This is a genomic window from Collinsella sp. TF11-5AC (genome assembly GCF_003436775.1).
GTDB lineage: Bacteria > Actinomycetota > Coriobacteriia > Coriobacteriales > Coriobacteriaceae > Collinsella.
Genome location: NZ_QSQO01000008.1, coordinates 54,250 through 78,234 on the forward strand (window position 1 = coordinate 54,250; position 23,985 = coordinate 78,234).

Genomic DNA, 23,985 nt, shown 5'->3' on the forward strand with positions numbered 1-23,985 from the left:
TTGAGCACGGAGGAGTTACCCCGCCGCCCCGGGGAACCCTCCGTCAGTAATCGTTCCTACTCCAGCTCAAACGCACCCGTGTAGAGCTGGTAGTAATACCCGCGCTTGGCGATCAGTTCGTCGTGGTTGCCGCGCTCGATGATGCGGCCGTGGTCCAGGCAGATGATTGCGTCGGAGTTGCGCACGGTGGAGAGGCGGTGCGCGATGACAAACGTCGTGCGGCCCTCCATGAGCTTATCCATGCCCGCCTGAACGATGGCCTCGGTGCGGGTGTCGATGCTCGACGTTGCCTCGTCCAGAATCATTGCCGGCGGATCGGCGACGGCGGCGCGGGCGATCGAAATCAGCTGGCGCTGGCCCTGCGACAGCTGGGCGCCGTTGCCGGTGAGCATGGTGTCGTAGCCGTCGGGCAGGCGGGTGATAAAGTCGTCCGCGCCCGCGAGCTTGGCCGCCGCGATGCACTCCTCGTCGGTGGCATCCAGGTTGCCGTAGCGGATGTTATCCATCACGGTGCCGGTGAACAGGTTCACGTCCTGCAGCACGACGCCCAGCGAGCGGCGTAGATCGGCCTTGCGGATCTTGTTGACGTTGATGCCGTCGTAGCGGATCTTGCCGTCGGCGATGTCGTAGAAGCGGTTGATGAGGTTGGTGATGGTCGTCTTGCCGGCTCCGGTGGCGCCGACAAACGCGATCTTCTGGCCCGGCTTGGCAAACACGGACACGCCGTGCAGCACTTCGTGGTCGGGCGTGTAGCCAAAGTCGACGTTGTCCATGACCAGGTCGCCACGCAGCGGCACGTACTCGATCTCGCCGGTTGCGCGGTGCGGATGTTTCCACGCCCACATGCCGGTGTGGTGGTCAGCCTCCTCGAGCTGCCAGGTATCGGGGTTGACCTGCGCGTTGACGAGCGTCACATAGCCTTCGTCGGCTTCGGGCTTCTCGTCGATGAGCTCAAAGATACGGTCGGCGCCGGCGAGGCCCATGACCACGGCGTTGATCTGCTGCGAGATCTGGCCGATCTGTCCGCAGAACTGCTTGGTCATGTTGAGGAACGGCACCACGACGGCAATCGACAGCGCCATGCCCGAGATGCTCAGGTTGGGCACGCCCAGCGCCAGGAAAATGCCGCCGGCAAGGGCCACCAGCACGTAGAGCAAGTTGCCCAGGTTCATAAGGATGGGCATGAGGATGTTGGCGTACATGTTGGCCTTCTGTGAGACCTCGAAGAGCTTTTCGTTGCGCTCGTCAAAATCGGCCTCGGCGGCAGACTCGTGGCAGAACGCCTTGACGACCTTCTGACCGTTCATGACTTCCTCGATATGGCCCTCGACCACGCCGAGCTCGGTCTGCTGCGCAATGAAGAAACGCGCGGAATTGGAGCCGAGCAGCTTGGTCATAAAGGTCATAAAGGCGACGCCGGCGATGATGACCAGGCACATCCACACGCTGTAGTACAGCATGATAAAGAACACCGTGACGATGATGATGATCGTCATGAGCAGGTTGGGCAGCGACTGACTGATCATCTGGCGCAGCGTATCGATGTCGTTGGTGTAGTGGCTCATGATATCGCCGCGCTGGTGCGTGTCGAAGTAGCGGATCGGCAGGTCCTGCATGCGGTTGAACATCATCTCGCGCAGCTTCTCGAGCGAGCCCTGCGTGACGATAGCCATGGCGCGGTTCCAGAAGAGCGAGGACAGGACACCGACGCCGTAGATGCAGGCGAGGGTGGTCACGAGCTGTGCAATCTTGGGCTGCGCGGCCCCCCAATCGCCCGACTGCCACGATTCGCTAATAATTTGCAGGGCGCTCTGCAGGAAGGTCGCGCCGATGGAGTTGATGATGGCGCAGAGCACCACGCCGGCGACGACGAGGGGCAAAAGTACGGGGTAGAAGCCAAAGAGCGTCTTGATGAGGCGCGACATGGTGCCGCCCTTACGGTTGAGCGCGCGCTCGGCGGTCGTTGCCTTACTCATGTGCCTCGCCTCCTTCCTGGGTCTGAGCTTGCGTTGCGGATGCCTCGGTGTCGGCCTCGACGGCCCCTTCGCCCTCGGCAGACATCTTGTTTTGCGAGGTAAAGGTCTCTCGGTAGATCTCGCTCGTCTTGAGCAGCTCTTCGTGGTTGCCGATCTGTGCGATGCGGCCGCCCTCCATGACAATGATGCGGTCTGCGTCCTGCACGGAGCTGATGCGCTGGGCGATGATGAGCTTGGTCGTGTTGGGCAGATAGCTTGCCAGGCCTGCGCGAATCTTGGCGTCAGTCTTGGTGTCGACGGCGCTGGTGGAGTCGTCCAGGATCAAGATCTTGGGGCGACGCAACAGGGCGCGTGCAATGCACAGGCGCTGCTTCTGACCGCCCGAAACATTAGAGCCGCCCTGTTCGATCCAGGTGTCGTAGCCCTTGGGGAAACCGTCGACAAACTCGTCGGCGCAGGCCAGATGCGCTGCCTCGCGGACTTCCTCGTCGGTGGCGTTCGGGTCGCCCCAACGCAGGTTCTCGGCGATGGTGCCGCTAAACAGCACGTTTTTCTGCAGCACCATGGCGACCTGGTGACGCAGCGCGTCCAGGTCGTAGTCGCGCACGTCCACGCCGCCCACGCGCACAGCGCCTTCGGTGGTGTCGTACAGGCGGGCGATGAGGTTAACGAGCGTGGACTTGGCCGAGCCGGTGCCGCCGATGATGCCGATGGTCTCGCCGCTCGTAATGTGCAGGTCGATATCGTCGAGCGCCTGGCGCTTCGCATGCTTGGAATACTTAAAGCTCACGTGGTCAAAGTCGATGGAACCGTCGGCAACCTCGAGCACGGGCTCGGCAGGATCGGCGATCGTGGGCTCGGCGGCCAGCACCTCGGCAATGCGGTGTGCCGATTCGTCGGCCATGGTCACCATGACAAAGATCATCGACAGCTGCATCAGGCTCATGAGAATCTGGAAACCATAGGTAAAGGTCGAGGAGAGCTGGCCCACGTCGAACAGCGTGCCCTGGCTCGTGATGATGAGCTTGGAGCCCAGGTAGATGATGACGACAAACGCGCCGTTGACGCAGATGTTCATCATGGGGTTGTTAAAGGCGAGCAGCTTCTCGGCGCGGGTGAAGTCCATCTGGACGTCGCGCGCGGCGGTCGCGAACTTCTCCTTCTCATAGTCTTCGCGCACATAGCTCTTGACCACGCGCATGCCGGTGACGTTTTCCTCGACGGACTCGTTAAGGGCGTCGTACTTGTGGAACACGCGCGAGAAGATGGGGCGCACCTTAAAGATGATAAAGAACAGCCCAAAGCCCAGCAGCGGAATGATGACCAGGTAGACCATGGCGACGCTGCCGCCCATGATAAATGCCATGGTAAAGGCGAAGATCAAGACCAGCGGCGCGCGCACGGCGATACGGATGATCATCATAAAGGCCTGCTGCACGTTGTTGATATCGGTGGTCAGGCGCGTGACGAGCGAGGAGCTCGAGAACTCATCGATGTTGGCAAAGCTGAACGTCTGGATCTTGTAGAACAGGTCGTGACGCAGGTTCTTGGCGAATCCGCAGCTCGCATGGCTGCAGGTGACACCAGCCGCGGCGCCAAAAGCAAGCGACGTCAGCGCGATGAGCACCAAAAAGCCTGCGGTGGGAAGCATCTCGGCTACGGTGGCGCCGTCTTTGATAGCGTCGATCAGGTTGGCGGTGATAAATGGAATCAGCATCTCGCAGAGCACCTCGCCAAGCACGAGCAGCGGCGTGGCAACAGTGACTTTCATATAGTCGCGGATGCTTCCCATGAGGGTTTTAATCATCCAGTTCCTCCCAGGTTACGCGGATTTTATCGAGCATTTCGGCGAGGTCCTCGCGCTCGTCGTGGGTGAGCGCGCTAAAGGCCTGCTCTCTAAAGCGAATGCGGGCCGCCTGCTCTACGTGGGCCTTTTCCCATCCCGCTTCGGTCAGGCGAATGGTGAGCTGCCGCCGGTCTTTGGGATTGCGGCTGCGCTCGATAAGGCCGGCGCATTCGATCTTGGAGAGAATCTCGGAAAGCGAACCGGGCTTAAGATCAAAGTGCAGGCCTAGTTCCTGCTGTGACATCTCGCCGTTTGGCTGCTTGGCGAGCAAGCAGACGATGGGGGCCTTTCCCGAGGCGCCGCCGCCGTGAAAGTGCAGAAAGTGGCCGCAGAAGCCCAGCCCGTTTAGGATGTGCTTGGCGAGCGCGTCTGATTGGGACTGTGCCGCGGGCGCGTCTGCGGGTTCATGGGGGTCGCCGCCCGGCGTGTGGGGGCAGAGGCCGATGTGGTCATCGCACATGGTGTCGCTCCTTTCTTTAGTTAGGTAGTGCAATTGTTTTGTGCCTAACTAATTTAGGAGTGCAAGAAATAAATGTCAAGGTACCAAACTTATTAAGTTACGGCGTTTTACCAAACGCCGTAACCGCTCGATGCTGCAAACGCTCCTAAGCGGCAATCTGATCCCTTGGGGACGAAGGAAAAGGTATCGTTTTGGGCTGCGATGATGCCTTTCGAAGCGGCCTTGCCAAAAACCATGCCTAATTACTACGATGAATCCAGCGTCGCTGACCACAACAGCTGTTTCTGAAAAAACGCAAGCTATCTACCTGCGGTTTTGTTGGAGAGAAATTCGTTGTGGTTGGAGGCGGGCGGTTAAACGTAGTAAATAGGCATAGTTTTGAAATGGCGCTATATGAGTAGCATCAACTAGGCCGCTATGGAGCAAACAGCCCCCATTTCCGAAACCTTTCCGCAACAATTTGCCCTTCGTACCGCTCGCCTCCGCCCACAACGCCTCCTGCGCTACACTTAGTCGCACTGTGGCGCTGCTGCGCCGTGCCCGAACCAAGGGAGACCCTCATGAAGAATACTCAGCTGCTGCTGATTAACGATATGTGCGGTTACGGCAAGGTCGCGCTTTCCGCCATGCTGCCGGTGCTGTCGCACATGGGTTACCGTATCCACAATCTGCCGACGGCGCTTGTGTCCGATACGCTCAACTATCCCAAGTTCTACATCCACGACACCACGGAGTACGTGCGTCAGAGTCTTGCCATCTGGGAGGAGCTCGGCTTTGAGTTCGACGCCATCTCGACCGGCTTTATCGTGACCGAGGAAGAGACGCGTATCATCTCGGACTTTTGCCACCGCCGCGGGCAAAAGGGCACCAAGGTGTTCGTCGACCCCATCATGGGCGACAACGGCAAGCTCTATGCGGGCGTGCCCGAGTCCACGATCGGTCTCATGAGGCACCTGCTCGAGTGCGCCGATTACGCGGTGCCCAACTACACCGAGGCCTGTCTGCTCACCGATACGCCTATTGCAGAGCAGATCACGCCCGATGAGGCCCGCGCCCTTGTGGACGCCGTGCGCGAGCTGGGTGCCAAATCGGTGGTCATTACGAGCGCCGTGGTCAATGGCACGAACGCGGTTATCGGTTACGACTATGTGGCGGGGGAGTACTTCACGATTCCCTTTGACCTGATTCCGGTCTATTTCCCGGGCACGGGCGACACGTTCTCGGCGGTGCTCGTCGGCCGCGTTATGGCAGGCTGGAGTCTGCAGCGCGCGACGTCCGATGCCATGCGTGTGGTGGCTGAGCTTATCGAGCGCAATGCCGACCAAGAGGACAAGTCGGCTGGCCTTCCCATCGAGGCCTGCCTGGATGTGATTGACCATGAGTAATGCTGGCGAGGACGGCGTCAAGCCTGCGGGCGAGAACAGGCCGCTCGGCGCGCCGCGTGGCAAGCGGCCGCGTATCCGCGTGAGCTGCGTGGACCAGCTGGGGACGTGCCGCTGCCACCACGGTCACAAGCCGGGCGACGTTTTTGACTTCGACCGCGATCGCGGCAAGATGTGCTCCATGGCCTGCCACGTGGGCTTTCCCTATATCGATATCCTGCGCTACGGCGGAACCGTGCCTGGAAACGAGCCCGGTACGGCAAAGTTCTGCTGCCCCGAGGTCGACACCCTCAACGTCTGGCTTGCCGAGATCGTCGACGAATAGGTGAGCGTGGATTTTCTCCCGTTTAGAGCGCACTTGAATGCTCAAAGTGGGAGAAAATCCACGCTCATTTTTCATGCGGGAGATTATCCACGCTCGTTTCGCGCCGAAGGCGTGGCCTGCGACCTCGCTTTCCTACAGCTGCTCGAGCATAGCGGCGCAACCGGCGAGCACGTCGCGGTAGGTGGCATCGAAATTGCCGGTGTACCAGGGATCGGCCACGTCGCCGGGGCGCCCGGTCCAATCGAGCAAGCGCGTAATCTTGCCGTCGGGGTCGTCGCCAAAGATGCGACGCAGGCCGCGCGCGTTCTCAGCATCCATATAGACAATGTGATCCCAGTCGCCATACTCCGCGCGACGCACCTGGCGCGCGCGATGTGCTACGACGGGAATCCCGACCTCGCGCAGCTTGGCGACGGTGCCGTGATGCGGCGGGTTGCCGATCTCCTCAGTCGAGGTCGCAGCAGAATCAATGACGAACTCCGCCTCGCGCCCGGCACGGCGCACCAGCTCAGTAAACACCGACTCAGCCATCGTCGAGCGGCAGATATTCCCATGGCAGATAAACAGTACACGTTGCATATGCGGTTTCCTTTCGATCGCCATCATCGAGTTCGAGTATCGCATCTGCGCTTACACCCTCGCCTGCTTGCGCTCCCAGCGAGCCAGCTTAATCGTCACCAGCGTAAGCGCCCAGGCGACAAGCGAGAACGCGGCGCCCACGGCGCCCACGTACGCAATGCCAACGTTGTTTACCACGGCGCCGCCCACTGTGGTGCCAAACGAAATGCCGACGTTAAACGCCATGGGCTCAACCGAACTTGCGAGTACCATCGACTTGGGATGGCGGCTGCGTGCCACGTCCATAAAGTGTGTGATGCACGAGACTGAGAACAGGTACATGAGCAGCGCCAAGCTAAAGACAAAGACCAGCGCGAGCGGCATGGTGCCGCCCACGGCAAACAGCCCGAGCAACGCCGCAGCCTGCAGCACAAACGTCACAAGCAGTGCCTTCATGCCAAAACGTGCGTCGATCCATCCGCCCAGGATGTTCGAGATCAGGCAGAACACGCCGTAGGCCATAAGCGTGGTGCTCGCCTGAACAGTGCCCATACCCAGCACCTGCTCAAGATAAGGCGTAACGTAGCCGTAGAATACATAGACCGAGCCCACGCCAAACAAAAAGATAAGCATGCCGGTGATGATGCTCGGTTCGCGTAGCAGACCCGCCTGCTCGCGGAAGGTAGCGGGTTCGTCGGTCTGTCCGGCGCGCGGCATAAACGCCACGAGAGCTCCGCAGATCAAAACGGCAAAGGTCAGCGTGCCGTACATGGCCACGTGCCAGTCGAGCGTGTCGGCCACGAACTTGCCAATCGAAGTGACAAAGACCATTGCCACGGAAAACGCACCATATACCACCGAGATGGCAAGCGAAGTTTGCTGCGGGGACAGCAGCTCGGGGATGTACGTCACGCCCACGGCGAGCAGCGCGCCCGAGACAGAGCCCAGGACAATGCGCGAGATAAACAGTACCTGGAAGTTGGGCGCCAACGCCATGACCAGGTTGCCGAGCACAAAGACAATGCTGTAGCACACGAGCAGCTGGTAGCGGCGGAACCGCCCCGTGCTGAGCGCGAGCACCGGCGTGGCGATAGCGTAGACCAGCGCGAACACGCTGATGAGCTGACCCGCGGTGGCAAGCGATATGCCGAGTTCCGTTGCCAAGTCGCTTTCGATACCGATGACCACGAACTCGGAGCAGCCGAGCGAGAATCCCAACAGCACGAGCAGCGCCAGGCAGAGCTTGGTGCGCGCGGGGGAGAGCGCGGCGGCGGTTGACTTACTTTTAGGCGTGGTTGCGGCGGTCAAGGCTGTCACTCCAATGTCGCATGAATAAGCGGGATTCAATCCCTGCAACTCTAACAGAATGTGTCAGGTGCCTGCCCCCTTTGTCGCAGGCTGCGCTTGCCTGTATAGTCGCAATACAGGCGAAGATGGTCTCAGGTACATCGCGGGCGACAGGAGATCCCATGGGTATGCACACGACAAAGGTTGCAGTGGGCGAGGGCAAGTTTGCGCTCGAGGCCCAGTTGACGGTGACGCCGCGCGGCATGGTGGTGTACGCCTGCTCGCCGGAGTACGCGCATCTGGGCGCCACGGCGCAGGCCATTCCGCGCCCTGAGCCCGGTCGCACGGCGACCGTGAGCATCCTGGCCGTTCCGTGCCATCGAGATGAGATCCCGGCGCACGATATCGCGGCGGCGCTGGCCACGCGCTTTGGCGTGCCGGTAGTTGCAAGCACGGGCTTTCATGTGGAGCATGCGACTGCGGACGATCTGCAGCGCGTGCTCGCTACCACCAAGGAGCTCATCGCCGCGCTCGAGGAGGCCGCCGCGCGCATCCTGCGCGCCGGCTGGGATGAGGGCGGTGCAGGCGCCGAGGTCGTGGCGGTCGATGCCGCGACCGGCGAGGCGCTTGGCCCTGTCGATCGCATCGAGGCACATGCCGGCGAGGGCATCCTGCATCAGGCATTTCTGACGCTTCTGGTCGAGGGCCAGGGCGAGGACGCGCGCCTGCTGCTCTGCCGCCGCAGTCCGCTCAAGCGCCTGTGGGGCGGGGTGCTGGCCGATAGCTGCGCCGGCCATCCGCTCCCCGGGGAAGACGTCGCGGCCGCCACGGCGCGTCGCATCAACGAAGAGCTTGGCATTGCGCGCGAGCCCGACCAGCTCAAGCACCTCGGTCACGTGGTGTATCGCGAGGATCACGGCGACGGCCGCTGCGAGTGCGAATGGTGCGAGGTGTTCGCAGCCCATGTTGAGCCGGGCGAGCTGCATATCAACCAAGAGGAGATCTCGGAGGTGCGTCGCGTGGCCCCGTCCGAGCTCAAAGGCTACCTGCAGGGTCACCCCGAGCAGCTGGCCCCCTGGCTCCGCGAGGCACTCAGCGACCCATCCATCCGTACGGCCCTCGCTATGTAACAAAGGTACAGTCCCTTTGCCATATCCAAACCGTCACAACATTCGATGAAAATCTCGAAATCGAGGAAAAGCGTCGAAGATTGTGACGGTTTTTGCCCAGAGGATCGCTTCTCATCCAAAAATCCCGCTTGACTGTATTGCCACAACACAGCGCAACGTAAGGGGCGTCCGATAACGGGCGCCCCTTTTTAAGCGGCAACGTGGTTGCGAATCCGGAGCGCCCCCAACAAGAAAGGTGGGGAGATGGAAGCGGAAAAGAAGGCGTTTAAGATCACCAAGCGCGAAATTGGCTTTGTGCTGGGTATCGTTGTCTTTTTGCTGGTGAAGTTTCTTCCTTTGGCGGAGCTGAGCTCGACGGTCGAGCTCACGGTCGGCGGTCAGACCTGTCTGGCACTGACGCTCGCCACGGTGGTGTTCTGGGCATGCGGTGTGGCGCAGCCGGGCTTTGTGGGCCTGCTCTATTGCGCGCTGCTCGTTCTATTCAAGGTGTGCGTGGACGACACGGGCGCCGCGAGCATCTCGGCGACGGTCGCCTCCACGTTTAGCTCGTGGACCAAAGCCACCATGTGGCTCGTCATTGGTGCCTACCTCATCGCCAGCGCGGTCAAGGAGTCGGGCCTGGGCGAGCGCATCGCCTATGCGTTTATGCTCAAGTTCGTGCGCGACGCCAAGTCGCTCATCATCTCGATCTTCGCGCTCACCTTTGTGCTGTCGCTGCTGATCCCGCATCCGTTCCCCCGCGCCTTCCTCATCCTCGCCGTCGTCTCGGTCATCGCCGAGTCCGCCGGCTACGGTGACGACGACAAGGGTAAGCTCGGCTTCCTCGTGTTTGCCGCTGCTGCCCCGGGCTCCATGTTCTTCCTGACGGGCGACTCCACACTCAACCCGCTCGTCGCGCAGTACAGCGCCGAGGCCGGCGGCATGAGCCCGTCCTTCGTCGACTGGTTCCTGTACATGAGCGTGCCCATGCTGGTCGCGCTGCTGTGCACCCTGTTCCTGGGCCTCTTCTTCTTTAAGCCCAGCAAGGAGCTCGTTTACGATCGCGAGCAGATCGTGGCCAAGCAGGCCGCGCTCGGCAAGCTCTCCGTCAAGGAGATCCGCACCATCGTGTGGCTTGTCATCGCCATCGCGCTGTGGCTCACCGTCTCGGGCGACTATATCGGCTGGGTCACCCTGGCCATTGGCGTCGCACTCGCCATGCCCATCATCGGCGAGGTCCTCACTCCTGCCAGCTGGAACGCTGTCGACATCAAGTCCCTCATGTTCCTGACGGCCGCCATGGCCGTGGGTTCCGTGGGCGGCGCCACCGGCATGAACGCCTGGATCGCCGACGTCGTGCTTCCCAGCTCCGTGCCCGAGAACATCTTCCTGTTCGCCCTGCTCGTCGCCGCGCTCTCCATGATCATCCACATGTTCATGGGCTCGGTCATGGCCGTGCTCGGTGTGTGCGTGCCGGCGTTCATCAGCTTCGCGGCCGGCTCCAGCGTAAGCCCGCTTGCCGTGGCGCTCATCGTCTTCACGTCCATCAACATCCACTACATCCTGCCGTTCCACAACCTGCCGATCCTTATCGGCGAGGGCAAGGACGCCGGCGGCTACACCTCCAAAGAGGCCATGCGCATGGGTATTCCCCTCACCGCGGTCGTCTTTATCGTCGTGCTGGTCGAGGCCGCCTGGTTCCACCTCTTTGGCCTGATGTAAGCAGTCGAGTGCTTGGCTGTAATTAGCCGAGTGCTTGAACTGCGAGTGCCCGAGCGCCCCATCTATGAGCGCTGCGGCCCCATTACGTTACCAAGCCCGGCGGCATCCTCGCCGCCGGGCACTCTCCCGAAAGGAGCATGCTATGTCCACTACCGATGCTTCCCAGATTCACGACCTGCGCTCCGCGCTCGACTTTTTGCGCGAGATGCCGGGCCAGCTGCTTGAGACCGACACTCAGGTCGACCCGGACGCCGAGGTCTCGGGCGTCTACCGTCACGTCGGCGCCGGCGGCACCGTTATGCGCCCGACCAAAGAGGGTCCGGCGATGGTCTTCAACAACGTCAAGGGCTTTGACGATGCCAAGGTCTGCATCGGCATGCTTGCCAGCCGCAAGCGCGTTGCCGCCCTGCTCGACCTGGACGAGGAGCACCTGGGCCTCGAGATCGGCAAGCGCTTCGAGAACCTGATCGCGCCCGAGCAGATCGCCGAGGGTGCGCACGTCGACTGCCAAGAGGTCGTGTACAAGGCGACCGACGAGGGCTTTGACCTGCGCAAGATCGTTCCCGCTCCTACCAACACGCCCGTCGACGGCGGCCCCTACATCACCATGGGCCTCGCCTACGGCACGAGCCCCGACGGCTCCCAGTCCGACGTGACCATCCACCGCTTCTCCTGCGTCGACAAGGATAAGCTTGCCATGTGGATTACCCCCGGCAGCCGTCACTTGGGCGCGTTCTTTGACGAGTACTGCCAGCGCGGCGAAGACATGCCCATCTCCATCTCCATCGGTTTGGACCCCGCCGTGTACATGTGCTGCGGTTTTGAGGCTCCCACCACACCGCTCGGCTTCAACGAGCTGCAAATTGCCGGCGCCCTGCGCGGCCACGCTGTCGAGCTTGCCGACTGCGTCACCGTTCCGCAGAAGTGCATCGCCAATGCCGAGTACGTGCTCGAGGGCTACCTCATGCACGACGAGACCATCAACGAGGACGTCAACGGCCACGGCTACGCCATGCCCGAGTTCCCCGGCTACACCGGCGGCGCCAAGGTCTGCCCGGTGATCAAGATCACCGCCGTCACCACGCGTGTCAACCCCATTATGGAGAGCTGCATCGGCCCTTCGCACGAGCACGTGTCCATGGCCGGTATCCCCACCGAGGCTTCCATCTACAAGATGGTCGAGACCGCTATCTCGGGCCGCCTGCTCAACGTCCACGCTGCACCCTGCGGCGGCGGCAAGTTCGTTGCCATCATGCAGTTTAAGAAGTCGAGCAAAAATGACGAGGGCCGTCAGCGCAACGCCGCCATGCTCGCCTTCTCGGCATTCTCCGAGCTCAAGCATGTGATCTTGGTTGACGAGGATGTTGACATCTTTGATATGAGCGACGTGATGTGGGCCATGACCACGCGCTTCCAGGCCGACGTCGACCTCATCACCATCCCCGGCTGCCACTGCCACGTGCTCGACCCGTCCAACGACCCCGCGTTCGACCCCACGATTCGCGAGCACGGCATCGCCTGCAAGGCCATCTTCGACTGCACGGTTCCGTTCGACCTCAAGAAGAATTTCATTCGCTCGCAGTTCATGGAGATCGACAAGGACAAGTGGGCCAAGGAGATTGCTTTCTAAGGTTCCGGCGTTCTACCGAACGTCGGACCACTCGACGCTGCGCCCGCGCCTGGCGGGCAATCTGCCCCTCATCTGCGAAGGCATGGGCATAAGCCCTATGCCTTCTTGTTTCGGGGCACCTTGCCTCGCCAGGCGCGCGCTCGCTGACATTGCCTGACCTATAGCTGCCATTTTGTTGTAAGGAGTCGCTATGTCTGATCCTGTGATCCGTCCCCGTCGCATTGTCGTTGGCGTGTCTGGCGCCAGCGGTGCCGCGCTGGGTCTTGAGTGCCTCAAATGCCTGCGCCAGGCAGGTGCCGAGTCGGCGCTTGTCGTCACGCGCGGGGGAGAGATCACCATCGAGCAGGAGCTCGGCATGACGCTCGACGAGTTTGCCACGCATGCCGATGTGGTCTACGACAACAAGAACATCGGCGCCGCCATCGCAAGCGGCACCTATCCGGTCGACGGCATGATCGTGGCCCCGTGCTCCATGAAGACGCTCGCCGGCATCGCGAGCGGCTACAGCGACAATCTGTTGCTGCGTGCGGCCGACGTGCAGATGAAAGAGCAGCGCCGCCTGGTGCTCATGGTGCGCGAGACGCCCTTCAGCGCCATTCATGTCGACAACATGGCGCGCCTTGCGCGCGTACCGGGCGTCATGCTCATGCCGCCCATGCTCACGTTTTACAACGGCCCCGCCACGCTCGATGACGCGGTGCACCACATCGCCGCCAAGGCGCTCGAGGCCGTCGGCGTGTCATGCGCAAACTATAAGCGCTGGTCATAGGCGTCTTTAGGGTAGGATACGAGTAGTGTTTGAGCCCGCTGCCCCTGTGGGCGGCGGGCTTTGTGCGCAAAAAGGATGTGTCGGGAGGACCTATGCAGACGGGCATGTATGCGATTAGCGAGATGGCGAGTTTGTTTAACGTTTCGCGCCAAACGCTCATCTACTACGACAAGATCGGCCTGTTTAAGCCCGCCGTGGTTAACGAAAAAGGCTACCGTTTCTATTCGCCCACGCAGATCCCGCTCATGCGTCTGATCTGCATGCTGCGCGACCTAGGGCTCGAACTCGATGAGATCGACCGCCTAGCCTCGACGTTCGACATTAGCGAGATGACCGACCACCTGCGCTCGCGGGTGCAGGCGCTCGACGAGCAGATTGCCGGGCTCAAAGCCGAGCGTGCGAGCGTGCAGGAGCGTCTGAGCTTTTACGACGAGGCAGTTTACTGGCGCGAGCGCGAGGGCAAGCCGGAGCTCAAGCAGTTCGAGCGCCGCTTCGTGGTCTTTGAGGAGTTTCCAGGCGATATCGAGCGCGGCCGCTCGATGCTTCACCCCACGCTCATGCGGGCCATCCTGCGCATGCGTGCGTTGACGGGCACGCGCCCTATGCGCGGCTGGGGTGCCATGCTGCGTCGTGAGGCGCTGCATTCCGACGACCCTATCGCCGGCGCGGGCTCCTTTGCCGTGCTGCCGCGCGGTGTCGAGGAACTGCTGCCGAGCGATCCCGCCGAGCTGGCAGAGATCGGCATCGAAGTGCTGCCCGAGGGCACATACCTGTGCATGAGCCGCTGGGGTATGCCGTACGAGCCCGAGGGCATCCGCGCCATCGTTGCCTGCATGGACGAGCACGCGCTCCAGCCCGTTGGCAACGCTTTCGACTTTTGCTACCTCGATACCACGAGCTACGACGAGTCCCACCAAGAGGACTTTTGCTGCATCCAAATCCCCGTTACCCTCCAGATGTGACAAAGGGACAGTCCCTTTGTCACATTCGCGGCATGGCTGCCGCCCAAACCATCACAACATTCGATGAAAATCTCGAAAACGAGGAAAAGCCTCGAATGTTGTGACGCTTTTCCTGTCTGTGCCGGCGAGCTCCCGTGTCATCTGGGGGTATAAGGCTAGCAAGTGTTTATTTGCGAGGCCAAGGGGGCGCCCCGTATGGATATCGATAACTTTGAATGGTGGTATAGCGAGGGCGAGGCTCCGGACGAAGAGTGGGACGAGCCCGCGCCGTGTGACGTGTCGAGCGACGAGGACGAGACCGGCAACGATGCCGGTGTCGAGCCTGACGCCGCCTCCGATGCCGCCGAGCCCCTGACCTTTGAGCAGGCTTGGGCCCAGGCCGAGGCCGACGAGGCGAAGGCCGATGCCACGGCCACGCTCGGCGAGCCGGCTGATATGTCGATCTCGCCGGCAAAGACCCCACAGCCGCGCCATACCATCGACCCCGGCAGCACGGCATCCTTCAGCATACTCGACGTGCCCGCGCAGGGTGCCCAGGCGCCCGCCCCCACCCATCGCCCCAACCTGGCTCGCGAGGAAGACGCGGGCCGTCGCTCTCCGCTCGGCCCCATTCTCATCGCCTTTATGGCCGGCGTCATCGCTTGCTCGGCGATCGGCAGCATCTGGGGTCATGTCGAGCAGCAGCGCCAAGACGCCGCCAAGGTCGAGATGTCTGTCGAGCAATCGCTCAGCCGCACGCGCTCGGTGCATGTGTCGGTCGAGGTTAAGGACGGTGCGACATGGGACACCGCCCGCGGCGACAGCCAGATGCTCGTCCATATCGTGGGTCGCACGCTCAAGGGACAAGCAATCGACGAGTATCAATACGTCAATTCCGAAGGTGACGGTATCGAGCTCAAGCCCGGCGACTACGAGCTCACGGTCGATGAGCCGCCCGTCGCCACCGACGGCACGCGTTACCGCGCCTCAAAGCGCATGGTTCCGGTGAGCTTTAATTCACAGGCGCCCGATACGGTCGATAGCACGCCACAGGGCGGGTTTGACCTTTACGCTATTGCTCAATAACTGCACCTGTCGCTCAACCCCGCCGCCAAGAGTGGGACAATAGCCCTCGACACCGTTGTTTACTATTGGAGGAAGTAGCATGTCCACCGTCACTACCATCAAGCGCGGCGGCCTTACCGCGGCCATCGATTCCATGGGCGCCCAGCTCACGAGCCTTGCCCTCAACGGCAACGAGTATCTGTGGCAGGGCGACCCGGCCTTTTGGGGCAAGCACGCGCCCATTCTGTTCCCCATTGTGGGCTCGCTGCGCAACAACACGGCGACGTCTGCGGCCGGCACCTGCGAGATGCCGCGCCACGGACTCGCGCGCATCGTCGAGCACAAGCTGGTCGAGGTCTCCGAGGACGGCTCGTCCGTCACCTACGAGATCACCGATACGCCCGAGTCGCTCAAGGCTTTCCCCTTCCACTTTAAGCTCAACATGACCTATGCCCTAACCGGCGACGCCACGCTTACCCAGACTTTTGCCGTCACCAACACCGGCGACGTGGACCTGCCGTTCTCGGTGGGCGGTCATCCTGCATTCAACGTGCCCGCCCCCGGTGCCGAAGACGAGGCGTTCGAGGATTACGAGCTGGCGTTTACCGAGGCTTGGACCAACGAGGCTCCCATCATCACGCCCGACGGTCTTATGACGTTCGAGGGTAGCTACAAGGCCCCCGATAACTCGGACGTGCTGCCCATCACGCACCGCAGCTTCGATAACGATGCCATCATGTTCACCGATACTCCGGGCTCTACGCTCACACTGCGCGGCCGCAAGTCGGGCCACGGCGTCAAGATCGACTTTGAGGGCTTTAAGTACATCGGCGTGTGGTCTGCCGCCAACGATGCTCCGTTTGTGGCGCTCGAGCCCTGGACCGGTCATACCACCATGGACACCGAGGACGATGTCTTTGAGCACAAGGTCAACACCATCACGCTGGCGCCGGGCGAGACGGACGTCCGCAGCTTTAGCGCCACCTTGCTCTAGAGGTTCCGCCGTTCTGACGAACGGCGGACCGGTCGACGCTGCGCGCCGCCCAGAGCGACAATTTGTCATTCAAAAGGCAAGGCATGACCAGAAGGTCTATGCCTTGCCTTTTTCATGCTAACTTGTTCGCTCTGGGTGGCGCCTGCTGGCATTGCCAAAACATCGACGCTCCCAATGACTACCGTGTGTCTATTAATTTTTCGAGCTTGTGCTGCGCTGCTGGTCGCTGGCGTATATCCTGTTAAGTCGTCAGCATACGATTCAACAGGGAAGGCAGATTATGCATTCTCCCCATCAACGCGACGCGCATCCACAGCCGGTATGCAGCCGTCGCATCTTTTTGGGTAGCGCTCTCGCTGCGAGCGCTTCTGTCGTCGCCGGCGCACTTGCCGGCTGCCAGCGTCCCTCCACGCTGGAAGTAGTTCAGTCCACGACGGGCGGCGGTCGCGACGACCTGTCCGATTCTGTGATCGGCAAGGATAAGATCCGCATTGGCATGGAGGCGGCCTACGCCCCGTACAACTGGCAGGTTTCCGAGGCCAGCGAGTTCACGATCCCCATCGATAACGTGCAGGGAGCCTACGCCGATGGCTACGACGTGCAGATCGCCAAGATCGTCTGCAAGGCTCTCGGCGGCGAGCCCGTTGCCGTCAAGCAGAGCTTCTCGGGCCTTATCGACTCGCTCAACAACGGCCAGATTGACCTCATCATCGCCGGCATGAGCGCCACGCCCGAGCGCGAGGAGTCCGTCGGCTTTTCCGACCCGTACTTCATTGGCTACTTTGGCCTGTTCGTAAAAGAGGGCTCGCCCTACCAAAACGCCACCAAGCTCAGCGACTTCAGCGGTGCCACGGTGCTCGGCCAAAAGGACACCATGCTCGATACCGTCATCGACGAGATTCCGGGCGTTGTGCACAAGAACCCGGTCGATTCGGTCCCCACGGTGTTCTCGAATCTGCTGCAGGGCACGTGCGACGCCGTGACCTACAACACTGAGAACGAAAAGGGCTATATGGCCCAAAATCCCGGTATCGTCCCCATCCACTTTGCCGAGGGCGAGGGCTTTAAGCAGGAGGTCACGGCGAATGTCGGTTGCCGCAAGGGCTCGGACAAACTGCTTAAGCTCATCGACAAGACACTCAAGGGCATTAGCCAAGAGGAGCGCGACCAAATGTGGGACGCGTGCCTCGACCGTCAGCCGGCATAGGGAGGCAGCATGAAAGGCATCAATCGTCTGGCCTCCTTTATCAAGGCCGACCACCGTTATGTGTACCTGGGCACGAGCGTTATCGCGGCGCTCGGCTTGGCATTTAGCCAGCGCAACCCCACGCCGCTGAGCTTTTTGGCGCCCACCGGCATCTTCCAAGATTGCCTTTGGGCGATTCTTTGGGCCTGGATCGTCGTGTCGGCGGCAGCGCTCGTCACCAAGGTTATGCACTGGAGCGACTATCGCGAAAAGTCACCGTTTGCATCCGAGCGTTTCCGTCGCGGCGCGCGCCTGGGCAGCTATGTCGTGGTCGTCATCGCGGCGATCTTCTTTGTCGACCGCTGCGTCATGTCGTTTATCGACCTGGTGCAGGTGAGTATTGTCTCGGACTCCAACCCCAGCGACTTTTTGTCGAGCCTGGTCTACATGACCTACAAGAGCGGGGACTTCTTTATCCGCGGCATCGAGATCACCATCGCACTTGCGACCTTCGGTACCGTCATCGCTTTTTTCCTTGCGCTGCTCTTTGTGTTTTTGCGCATTCAGACCTTCGATCGCGTGGACAACGACCTGGTGCGCTTCTTTAAGAGTGTCGGCCGCGGCTTTGCGACCATCTACTCCACCATCGTGCGTGGCACGCCCATGATGGTCCAGGGCCTACTCATCTATTACGCGGGCTTCACCGTTTTGCGCGGCATGGGCTTCGAGACCGCCCAGGCCAACCAGATCTGGAGTACCTTCACTGCCGGCCTCGTCACCATCTCGCTCAACTCTACCGCCTACATGATGGAGGTCCTGCGCGGCGGCATCGAGTCCATCGACCCCGGTCAGGCCGAGGCAGCGCGCTCGCTGGGTCTGTCACAGTGGCAAGCCATGCGCAAGGTCGTGTTCCCCCAGGGCATTAAAAATGCGATTCCGGCGCTCACCAACGAGCTCATCATCAACATCAAGGATTCGTCGGTGCTTTCGGTCATCGGCGTGTTTGACCTCATGTACGCTACTACCACGGTCGCCGGCGTGTACTACCGCCAGATGGAGGTCTACTGCGTGGCGCTCGTGGTCTACCTGATCCTGACGCTCGTGGCGAGCCGCCTGCTCGAGGCCTTTGGCAAAAAGCTTGGCGCCGAGGCCCCGGCAACGCTGCCCAGCTCCAACTAGGCTCAAGACGAGGAGAATCATCATGGCAGATACCGCCACTACCGGCACCGCGGCCGCCGCACAGACCAATGAGCCGCTTATCCGCGTCGAGGGCCTGCGCAAGAGCTTTGGCTCGCTCGAGGTGCTTAAGGGCATCGACCTCGCTGTCAATCCCGGCGAGGTCGTCACCATTATCGGCGCCTCGGGCTCGGGCAAGTCGACCTTCCTGCGCTGCCTCAACCTGCTCGAGACCCCGGACGCGGGCCACATCTGGTTCCACGGCCAGGACCTTACGGCCGAGCGCTGCAATATCAATAAGCTGCGCGAGGACATCGGCATGGTGTTCCAGGGCTTCAACCTGTTCAACAATATGGACGTGCTCGACAACTGCACGCTCGCGCCCGTCACGCTCAAAAAGATGAGCAAGGCCGAGGCCGAGAAGGTCGCGATGGAGCATCTGGCGAGCGTGGGACTCGAAAAGTTCGCGCACGCCGCCGTGGGTCGCCTGTCCGGTGGTCAAAAGCAGCGTGTGGCCATCGCTCGTGCCCTGTGCATGAATCCGCAGATCATGCTGTTTGACGAGCCGACCTCGGCGCTCGACCCCGAGATCGTGGGCGAGGTGCTCGAGGTCATGCGCAAGCTCGCTGCCGACGGCATGACCATGGTCGTCGTCACGCATGAGATGGCTTTTGCCCGAACCGTATCCGACCGCGTGGTCTTTATGGACAAGGGCGTGGTACTCGAGGACGCCGCGCCGGCCGAGCTCTTCGGCAATCCCAAGCACCAGCGCACTCGCGAGTTCCTCTCTCGCTATCTCGAGGACAAATAACCGGCGCAAACGCCTACGTTGCAGGGCCGCTCCCGTGGGGCGGCCTTTGTCGTCACAATCGAAAGGATGTCATGGCCGAGGTTTGGCGCTTCTTTGCGCATGAGGACGATTTTGCCGATATGGACGAGGCCGGCGCGTGCGAGCGCTTGGGCCGCGTGCTGTCGTTTCCGACCATCTCGAGCATGGATGCCGAGGCGGTGGACTGGCAGCCCTTCGACGACCTGCGCGCCTATATGCAGCAGGCCTGGCCGCGCGTGTTTGCGGCGGGCGAGGTCGAGCTTATCGACCACTCGCTGTTGGTGACGCTTGGCGGTTCCGACTCCGCCCTCAAACCCGTCATGCTCATGGGCCACATGGACGTGGTCCCCGTGGTGCCGGGTACCGAGGCCGACTGGACGCACGCCCCCTTTAGCGGACAGGTGGACGACACCTACATTTGGGGTCGCGGCGCTATCGACATGAAGGATCAGGTCGCAGGCATTCTCGAGGCGGTTGAGTATGCGTTGGCGCACGGCTGGGAGCACAAGCGTTCGCTGTTGCTCGCCTTTGGCCAGGACGAGGAAACCACGCAGTACGGCGCTGGAGCTATCGGCCGCGTGCTCGAGGAGCGCGGTGTTGAACTTGAATATCTGATCGACGAGGGTGACTACCGTATTGTTTCGGCTGCCGAGTACAACGCGGGCGAGGGTTGGCTCATGCACGCCGACCTGGCTGAGAAGGGTTATGCCGACATTGTGCTCAAGACAAAGAGCGCGGGTGGGCATTCTTCCAACCCCTACGGCGGCACGTCGCTCGAGGTGTTGAGCCGTGCCATCACCGCAATCTGCGATATCGAGTGGCCGACGCTCGTCACGGACCTGCTTGCCGCACAGCTCGTCGAGCTGGAGCTCTACACGGCCGACGAGATTGCTTCCAACAAGGACGCCATCGTGCGCGAGTGCCTCGCCAGCAAGAAGCTCTATCCGCTCGTGACCACCACCTGTGCACCGACCCAAATCGAGGGCGGTAGCACCGGTGCTAACGTGATGCCGCAGGATATGTGGGCCAATATCAATTTCCGCATGCTCGAGGGCACGAGTGTGGCCGATGTCGTGGCCTGCTGCCGCGTCGCCGTTGCCGAGGCGGGGCTCGCCGACCGTGTCGAGATCGAGCTCGGTCCTGGCAGCTCCGAACCCTCGCCGTCTCCGCGCATCGGCGGACCGGGACTCGAGACCGTCCGCGCCATCGCCGCCCGCTATTTCCGTGATCCAGAGGGGACGGAGGAAAACGGATCATCAGCGGCGGGCGGAGCTCCTATCGGTATCGTTCCCTCGACCGTGATCGGCGCGACCGACGCTGCCAACTACCAGCACATTTGCTCCGAATGCATTCGTTTTTCGGCGTTTGTGGTCGACGATGACGAGTGCGACCGCGGCGTCCACGGCACCAACGAGCGCATCACCCGCCGCGCCTACCTCCAGGGCGTACGCTTCCTCATCGCCCTACTCCACACGCTCTAGAATCTGACAAAGCGACAGTCCCTTTGTTAGCCGTTGGGGACGCTCTTAAACGACTAGTCGTTAAGGAACGTACCCAACGGCTACGTCCACTCATTCCGTGCGGGTTATATGCAGGTTTGCCTGCGCACGCTATCATGTATGGGTTAGATCGCAACTATGTACCCCACACGCGAAGGGATGCGCATGTATCTGAAGATCGACATGCTCTAGCCGGGCTTACCCCCGCAGTGGCGCCATGCGCCCCATCAATTCTGCCGATTTTCACCTTCACGCATATAAAGGAGTCCCGCCATGCGCGACAAGCTCGAAAAGATCATCAAGGCCTATGAGGAGCTCGAGAAGAAGCTTTCCGACCCGGCCGTTGCCTCCGACATCAAGGAGTTCACGCGTCTCAACAAGGAGTACGCGCACCAGTCCGACCTCATCGCCGCCTCGCGCGAGTACATCGGCGCGCTCGATGACATCGAGGCTGCCAAGGAAATGCTCCACGATACTACCGATGCCGATGAGAAGGAGATGCTCCAGATGGACATCTCCGAAAACGAGGCCAAGCTTCCCCAGCTCGAGGAAGACATCAAGTACATGCTCATCCCGAGCGACCCCAACGACGACAAGAACACCATCGTCGAGATTCGCTCCGCCGCCGGTGGCGACGAGGCGGCCATCTTCGCCGGCGACCTGTACAAGATGTATCAGCGCTTCTGCGAGTCGCGCGGCTGGAAGACCACCGTGCTCGATTCCAGCCCCAGCGAGGCCGGCGGCTTTAAGTCCATCGAGTTCAAGGTCGAGGGCGACCGCGTCTACTCCGTCATGAAGTTCGAGTCCGGCGTACACCGTGTCCAGCGCGTTCCCAAGACCGAGTCCCAGGGCCGTATCCAGACCTCCACGGCAACCGTCGCCGTGCTTCCCGAGGCCGAGGAGATCGACGTCCAGATCAACCAGTCTGACCTGCGCATCGACACTTACTGCGCTTCGGGCCCTGGCGGTCAGTGCGTTAACACCACCTACTCCGCCGTGCGCATCACCCACCTGCCCACCAACACCGTGGTGCAGTCGCAGGAGCAGCGCTCCCAGATTCAGAATCGCGAGGTCTGCATGCAGATGCTGCGCGCCCGTCTGTACGAGATGGAACTCGAGAAGCAGCAGGCAGAGCTTGGTGCCGAGCGCCAGAGCCAGATCGGCCACGGCAACCGTTCCGAGAAGATCCGTACCTACAACCAGCCCCAGGACCGCGTGACCGATCACCGCATCGGTTTCAACTCCACCTACAATGGCGTCCTCCTGGGCGACCAGCTCGGCACCGTCATCGAGGCGCTCGCCGCCGCCGAGCGTGCCGAGAAGCTGGCACAGGCCGTGTAGGTTACGCGGTTTTACAAACCGCGTAACGACTCGACGCTGCGCGCCGCCCAGAGCGACAATTTGTCATTCAAAAGGCAAGGCATGACCAGAAGGTCTATGCCTTGCCTTTTTCATGCCAACTTGTTCGCTCTGGACGTCGCTCGCTGGCATTGCCAAAACATCGGCGTTTCCTTGGTTGTCAAATGATCCGTAGGGAGTCATTGGGGACATTGCTTTGAGATGTTATTCAATCGGTTTTGATGGCCTTTGAGCTGCTTACCTGCTTAAAGCAATTAACGGCATGCATCTGCAATTGAAAATATTGCTCGAAAAAACGTCCAAGAAATCGCGGGGCGATTTTTGATGGGTCGTGCGTCAAGCGATGTGGCAAGTTCTTGGTTAGATATTGGTCAGTTTTGGGGCAACCTTGCCAAAAGCTTGACGAATGCAAATTTAGACGTCAGCGAATGAACACTTTGAGCGAGCTCGGTGCAAAATTCTGGGCTGATTCTCGATAATCGCCTTCAATCGCCCCTTGCCAAGCGCTGGCCTCGCTTACAATCTGCTCCGACATTCGCGCGCCGTCCGGCGCTTAAGAGGGGAGGGCCCCATGGCAAACGAGATTTGGACCATCAAGCGTTGTCTCGAGTGGACCAAGGAGTACCTGGCCGAGCGCGGCGAGGAGCACCCCCGTCTTTCTGCCGAGTGGCTGCTGTGCGCCGCCACGGGCCTGGCGCGCATTGACCTATATATGCGTATGGACGAGACGCTTAACGCGGCCCAGCTCGAGACCATGCATGCGGCCGTTGTCCGCCGCGCTAAGGGCGAGCCGCTGCAATACATCACGGGCAGCACGCAGTTTCGCATGATCGACGTCGCGTGCGCCCCCGGCGTGCTCATCCCGCGCCCCGAGACCGAGATGCTCGTCGAAGAAGTCCTGAACTATCTGGATACCGAGGTGCTGAGCCCCGAGGCCGCTGCCCGTCAGCGTGTTGAGCTGCCTTGGAACGATGAGGTCGAGCAGGCCCGCAAAGCTGAGGCGGCGCTGGCCGACGAACGCGCGACCGCCGAGCGCCGTGCTGCCAACCTGACGGCTGCCGATGAGGCGGCGCTAGGCGGCGACGTACTGGGCAGCCGTGCCTATGCCGAGGAACTGGCCGATCGCGAGGCCGAGGAAGCCGCCGCGCAAGCAGCAGAAGCCGAAGCCGCGGAAGCCGCCGTGCCCGAGCTCGACGAATACGGCATCGCCATCGAGGGTGCCGACCAGGAGACGGTTTCAGCTCAGGATGCCGCTGCGTCTGCCCCAGCCGAGCCCCGCACTGCCCGCGTTCTCGAGGTCGGCTGCGGCACGGGCTGTATCTCGCTCTCGATCGCCTGGGAGCGTCGCGGCCACGTCACCTGCACTGCTACCGATATCGAGCCGCGCGCCATCGACCTTGCTACCAAAAACCGCGATGCGCTTGGCCTCACGTCCGATGAGGTCGCCTTCAGCCTCACGAACCTGGTGAGCTCCATTCCCCGTGAAGAGTGGGGCACCTTTGACGTACTCGTCTCCAACCCGCCCTACATCCCCACCGATGTCATGCGCTCGCTGCCGCACGAGGTCAAGGACTTTGAGCCCGATCTGGCGCTCGAGGGTGGCGCCGACGGCCTCGATATCTTCCGCCGCCTGCTCAACGCGGCGCCCTACATGTTGCGCGCCGGCGGCCTCTTTGCCTGCGAGCTCTACGAGGGCGCGCTCGACGCTGCGGCCGAGCTCTGCCGCCAAGCGGGTCTGTCGGACGTGCGCATCGTCCACGACCTCACCGATCGCCCCCGCATCGTCCGAGCCATCGTCACCGAGCCCAAACAGCGCCAGTAATATTTATTAACTGGTTAGCAAAAATTATAAATTAGTTTATAATTAGGACG

Annotated in this window: 20 protein-coding genes; 15 read left to right on the forward strand and 5 right to left on the reverse strand. The window is 61.4% G+C overall.

All coding sequences use genetic code 11. From position 1 onward, the window contains the following. Positions 1-56: 56 nt before the first annotated feature. Genes DXD16_RS05255 through DXD16_RS05265 form a run of 3 tightly spaced genes read right to left on the reverse strand, consistent with a single transcriptional unit; the run spans position 57 to position 4,282 of the window. A complete protein-coding gene (locus tag DXD16_RS05255) occupies positions 57-1,976 on the reverse strand; it encodes an ABC transporter ATP-binding protein (RefSeq protein WP_117655365.1) in 1,920 nt (639 codons plus the stop codon). Next, positions 1,969-3,783, reverse strand: coding sequence for an ABC transporter ATP-binding protein (locus DXD16_RS05260; RefSeq protein ID WP_117655366.1), 1,815 nt, complete (start codon positions 3,781-3,783; stop codon positions 1,969-1,971). The genes DXD16_RS05255 and DXD16_RS05260 overlap by 8 nt, the downstream gene beginning before the upstream one ends. Next, the gene (locus DXD16_RS05265; RefSeq protein ID WP_117655367.1) at positions 3,776-4,282 is read right to left on the reverse strand and encodes a MarR family winged helix-turn-helix transcriptional regulator; all 507 of its coding nucleotides are present in this window, start codon (positions 4,280-4,282) and stop codon (positions 3,776-3,778) included. Before DXD16_RS05265 ends, DXD16_RS05260 begins: the two co-directional genes overlap by 8 nt. A gap of 560 nt (positions 4,283-4,842) precedes the next feature. Here DXD16_RS05265 and DXD16_RS05270 point away from each other — a divergent pair. Both DXD16_RS05270 and DXD16_RS05275 read left to right on the forward strand, forming a co-directional pair. Next, positions 4,843-5,667 carry a PfkB family carbohydrate kinase gene (locus DXD16_RS05270; protein WP_117655368.1) on the forward strand — a complete coding sequence of 275 codons (825 nt, stop codon included), beginning with the start codon at positions 4,843-4,845 and terminating at the stop codon, positions 5,665-5,667. Continuing rightward, a complete protein-coding gene (locus DXD16_RS05275; RefSeq protein WP_199408116.1) occupies positions 5,660-5,989 on the forward strand; it encodes a TIGR04076 family protein in 330 nt (109 codons plus the stop codon). The genes DXD16_RS05270 and DXD16_RS05275 overlap by 8 nt, the downstream gene beginning before the upstream one ends. A 132-nt stretch (positions 5,990-6,121) precedes the next feature. Here DXD16_RS05275 and DXD16_RS05280 read toward each other — a convergent pair whose 3' ends face one another. Both DXD16_RS05280 and DXD16_RS05285 read right to left on the reverse strand, forming a co-directional pair. Beyond that, positions 6,122-6,568: a low molecular weight protein-tyrosine-phosphatase gene (locus DXD16_RS05280; RefSeq protein ID WP_199408118.1), complete on the reverse strand. Its 447-nt coding sequence runs from the start codon at positions 6,566-6,568 to the stop codon at positions 6,122-6,124. A 51-nt stretch (positions 6,569-6,619) separates the two neighbouring features. Beyond that, positions 6,620-7,855, reverse strand: a complete 1,236-nt coding sequence (locus DXD16_RS05285; RefSeq protein ID WP_233502625.1) for an MFS transporter — start codon at positions 7,853-7,855, stop codon at positions 6,620-6,622. A 161-nt stretch (positions 7,856-8,016) separates the two neighbouring features. On the opposite strand from DXD16_RS05285, the gene idi reads away from it, so the two are divergent. The 13 genes from idi to DXD16_RS05350 all read left to right on the forward strand — a co-directional run bounded on the left by idi (position 8,017) and on the right by DXD16_RS05350 (position 23,935). Next, on the forward strand, positions 8,017-8,964 hold the full coding sequence (gene idi, locus DXD16_RS05290; RefSeq protein WP_158566082.1) for an isopentenyl-diphosphate Delta-isomerase: 948 nt from the start codon (positions 8,017-8,019) through the stop codon (positions 8,962-8,964). A 243-nt stretch (positions 8,965-9,207) separates the two neighbouring features. Next, on the forward strand, positions 9,208-10,665 hold the full coding sequence (locus DXD16_RS05295) for an SLC13 family permease (protein WP_199408120.1): 1,458 nt from the start codon (positions 9,208-9,210) through the stop codon (positions 10,663-10,665). A gap of 142 nt (positions 10,666-10,807) precedes the next feature. After that, the gene (locus DXD16_RS05300; protein WP_117655371.1) at positions 10,808-12,295 is read left to right on the forward strand and encodes a UbiD family decarboxylase; all 1,488 of its coding nucleotides are present in this window, start codon (positions 10,808-10,810) and stop codon (positions 12,293-12,295) included. Between the two features lie 190 nt (positions 12,296-12,485). Further along, positions 12,486-13,064 (forward strand): UbiX family flavin prenyltransferase, encoded by a 579-nt coding sequence (locus DXD16_RS05305; protein WP_117655372.1) that lies wholly within the window; start codon positions 12,486-12,488, stop codon positions 13,062-13,064. 92 nt (positions 13,065-13,156) lie between these two features. Continuing rightward, entirely contained in the window at positions 13,157-14,026 is an 870-nt protein-coding gene (locus tag DXD16_RS05310; protein WP_117655373.1) for a MerR family transcriptional regulator, read from the forward strand. Between the two features lie 195 nt (positions 14,027-14,221). Next, on the forward strand, positions 14,222-15,091 hold the full coding sequence (locus DXD16_RS05315; protein WP_117655374.1) for a hypothetical protein: 870 nt from the start codon (positions 14,222-14,224) through the stop codon (positions 15,089-15,091). A gap of 79 nt (positions 15,092-15,170) precedes the next feature. Next, positions 15,171-16,064 (forward strand): aldose 1-epimerase family protein, encoded by an 894-nt coding sequence (locus DXD16_RS05320; protein ID WP_117655375.1) that lies wholly within the window; start codon positions 15,171-15,173, stop codon positions 16,062-16,064. Positions 16,065-16,344: 280 nt separating this feature from the next. Then, on the forward strand, positions 16,345-17,271 hold the full coding sequence (locus tag DXD16_RS05325) for a transporter substrate-binding domain-containing protein (protein WP_117637677.1): 927 nt from the start codon (positions 16,345-16,347) through the stop codon (positions 17,269-17,271). 9 nt (positions 17,272-17,280) lie between these two features. Beyond that, positions 17,281-18,429 carry an amino acid ABC transporter permease gene (locus DXD16_RS05330; RefSeq protein WP_117637676.1) on the forward strand — a complete coding sequence of 383 codons (1,149 nt, stop codon included), beginning with the start codon at positions 17,281-17,283 and terminating at the stop codon, positions 18,427-18,429. Positions 18,430-18,451: 22 nt separating this feature from the next. Next, positions 18,452-19,237, forward strand: a complete 786-nt coding sequence (locus tag DXD16_RS05335) for an amino acid ABC transporter ATP-binding protein (RefSeq protein WP_117637675.1) — start codon at positions 18,452-18,454, stop codon at positions 19,235-19,237. 71 nt (positions 19,238-19,308) lie between these two features. Continuing rightward, the gene (locus tag DXD16_RS05340; protein ID WP_117655376.1) at positions 19,309-20,736 is read left to right on the forward strand and encodes a M20/M25/M40 family metallo-hydrolase; all 1,428 of its coding nucleotides are present in this window, start codon (positions 19,309-19,311) and stop codon (positions 20,734-20,736) included. 291 nt (positions 20,737-21,027) lie between these two features. Then, positions 21,028-22,095, forward strand: a complete 1,068-nt coding sequence (prfA, locus tag DXD16_RS05345; RefSeq protein ID WP_055252487.1) for a peptide chain release factor 1 — start codon at positions 21,028-21,030, stop codon at positions 22,093-22,095. A 589-nt stretch (positions 22,096-22,684) separates the two neighbouring features. Then, complete coding sequence (locus DXD16_RS05350) at positions 22,685-23,935, forward strand: HemK/PrmC family methyltransferase (protein WP_117655377.1); 1,251 nt, start codon at positions 22,685-22,687, stop codon at positions 23,933-23,935. Positions 23,936-23,985 lie beyond the last annotated feature (50 nt).

Bases quoted from the DNA above. Each gene is read 5' to 3' on its own strand.
- DXD16_RS05255 (WP_117655365.1), bottom strand. From the start codon at position 1,976: ATGAGTAAGGCAACGACCGCCGAGCGCGCGCTCAACCGTAAGGGCGGC.
- DXD16_RS05260 (WP_117655366.1), bottom strand. From the start codon at position 3,783: ATGATTAAAACCCTCATGGGAAGCATCCGCGACTATATGAAAGTCACT.
- DXD16_RS05265 (WP_117655367.1), bottom strand. From the start codon at position 4,282: ATGTGCGATGACCACATCGGCCTCTGCCCCCACACGCCGGGCGGCGAC.
- DXD16_RS05270 (WP_117655368.1), top strand. From the start codon at position 4,843: ATGAAGAATACTCAGCTGCTGCTGATTAACGATATGTGCGGTTACGGC.
- DXD16_RS05275 (WP_199408116.1), top strand. From the start codon at position 5,660: ATGAGTAATGCTGGCGAGGACGGCGTCAAGCCTGCGGGCGAGAACAGG.
- DXD16_RS05280 (WP_199408118.1), bottom strand. From the start codon at position 6,568: ATGCAACGTGTACTGTTTATCTGCCATGGGAATATCTGCCGCTCGACG.
- idi (WP_158566082.1), top strand. From the start codon at position 8,017: ATGGGTATGCACACGACAAAGGTTGCAGTGGGCGAGGGCAAGTTTGCG.
- DXD16_RS05295 (WP_199408120.1), top strand. From the start codon at position 9,208: ATGGAAGCGGAAAAGAAGGCGTTTAAGATCACCAAGCGCGAAATTGGC.
- DXD16_RS05300 (WP_117655371.1), top strand. From the start codon at position 10,808: ATGTCCACTACCGATGCTTCCCAGATTCACGACCTGCGCTCCGCGCTC.
- DXD16_RS05305 (WP_117655372.1), top strand. From the start codon at position 12,486: ATGTCTGATCCTGTGATCCGTCCCCGTCGCATTGTCGTTGGCGTGTCT.
- DXD16_RS05310 (WP_117655373.1), top strand. From the start codon at position 13,157: ATGCAGACGGGCATGTATGCGATTAGCGAGATGGCGAGTTTGTTTAAC.
- DXD16_RS05315 (WP_117655374.1), top strand. From the start codon at position 14,222: ATGGATATCGATAACTTTGAATGGTGGTATAGCGAGGGCGAGGCTCCG.
- DXD16_RS05320 (WP_117655375.1), top strand. From the start codon at position 15,171: ATGTCCACCGTCACTACCATCAAGCGCGGCGGCCTTACCGCGGCCATC.
- DXD16_RS05325 (WP_117637677.1), top strand. From the start codon at position 16,345: ATGCATTCTCCCCATCAACGCGACGCGCATCCACAGCCGGTATGCAGC.
- DXD16_RS05330 (WP_117637676.1), top strand. From the start codon at position 17,281: ATGAAAGGCATCAATCGTCTGGCCTCCTTTATCAAGGCCGACCACCGT.
- DXD16_RS05335 (WP_117637675.1), top strand. From the start codon at position 18,452: ATGGCAGATACCGCCACTACCGGCACCGCGGCCGCCGCACAGACCAAT.
- DXD16_RS05340 (WP_117655376.1), top strand. From the start codon at position 19,309: ATGGCCGAGGTTTGGCGCTTCTTTGCGCATGAGGACGATTTTGCCGAT.
- prfA (WP_055252487.1), top strand. From the start codon at position 21,028: ATGCGCGACAAGCTCGAAAAGATCATCAAGGCCTATGAGGAGCTCGAG.
- DXD16_RS05350 (WP_117655377.1), top strand. From the start codon at position 22,685: ATGGCAAACGAGATTTGGACCATCAAGCGTTGTCTCGAGTGGACCAAG.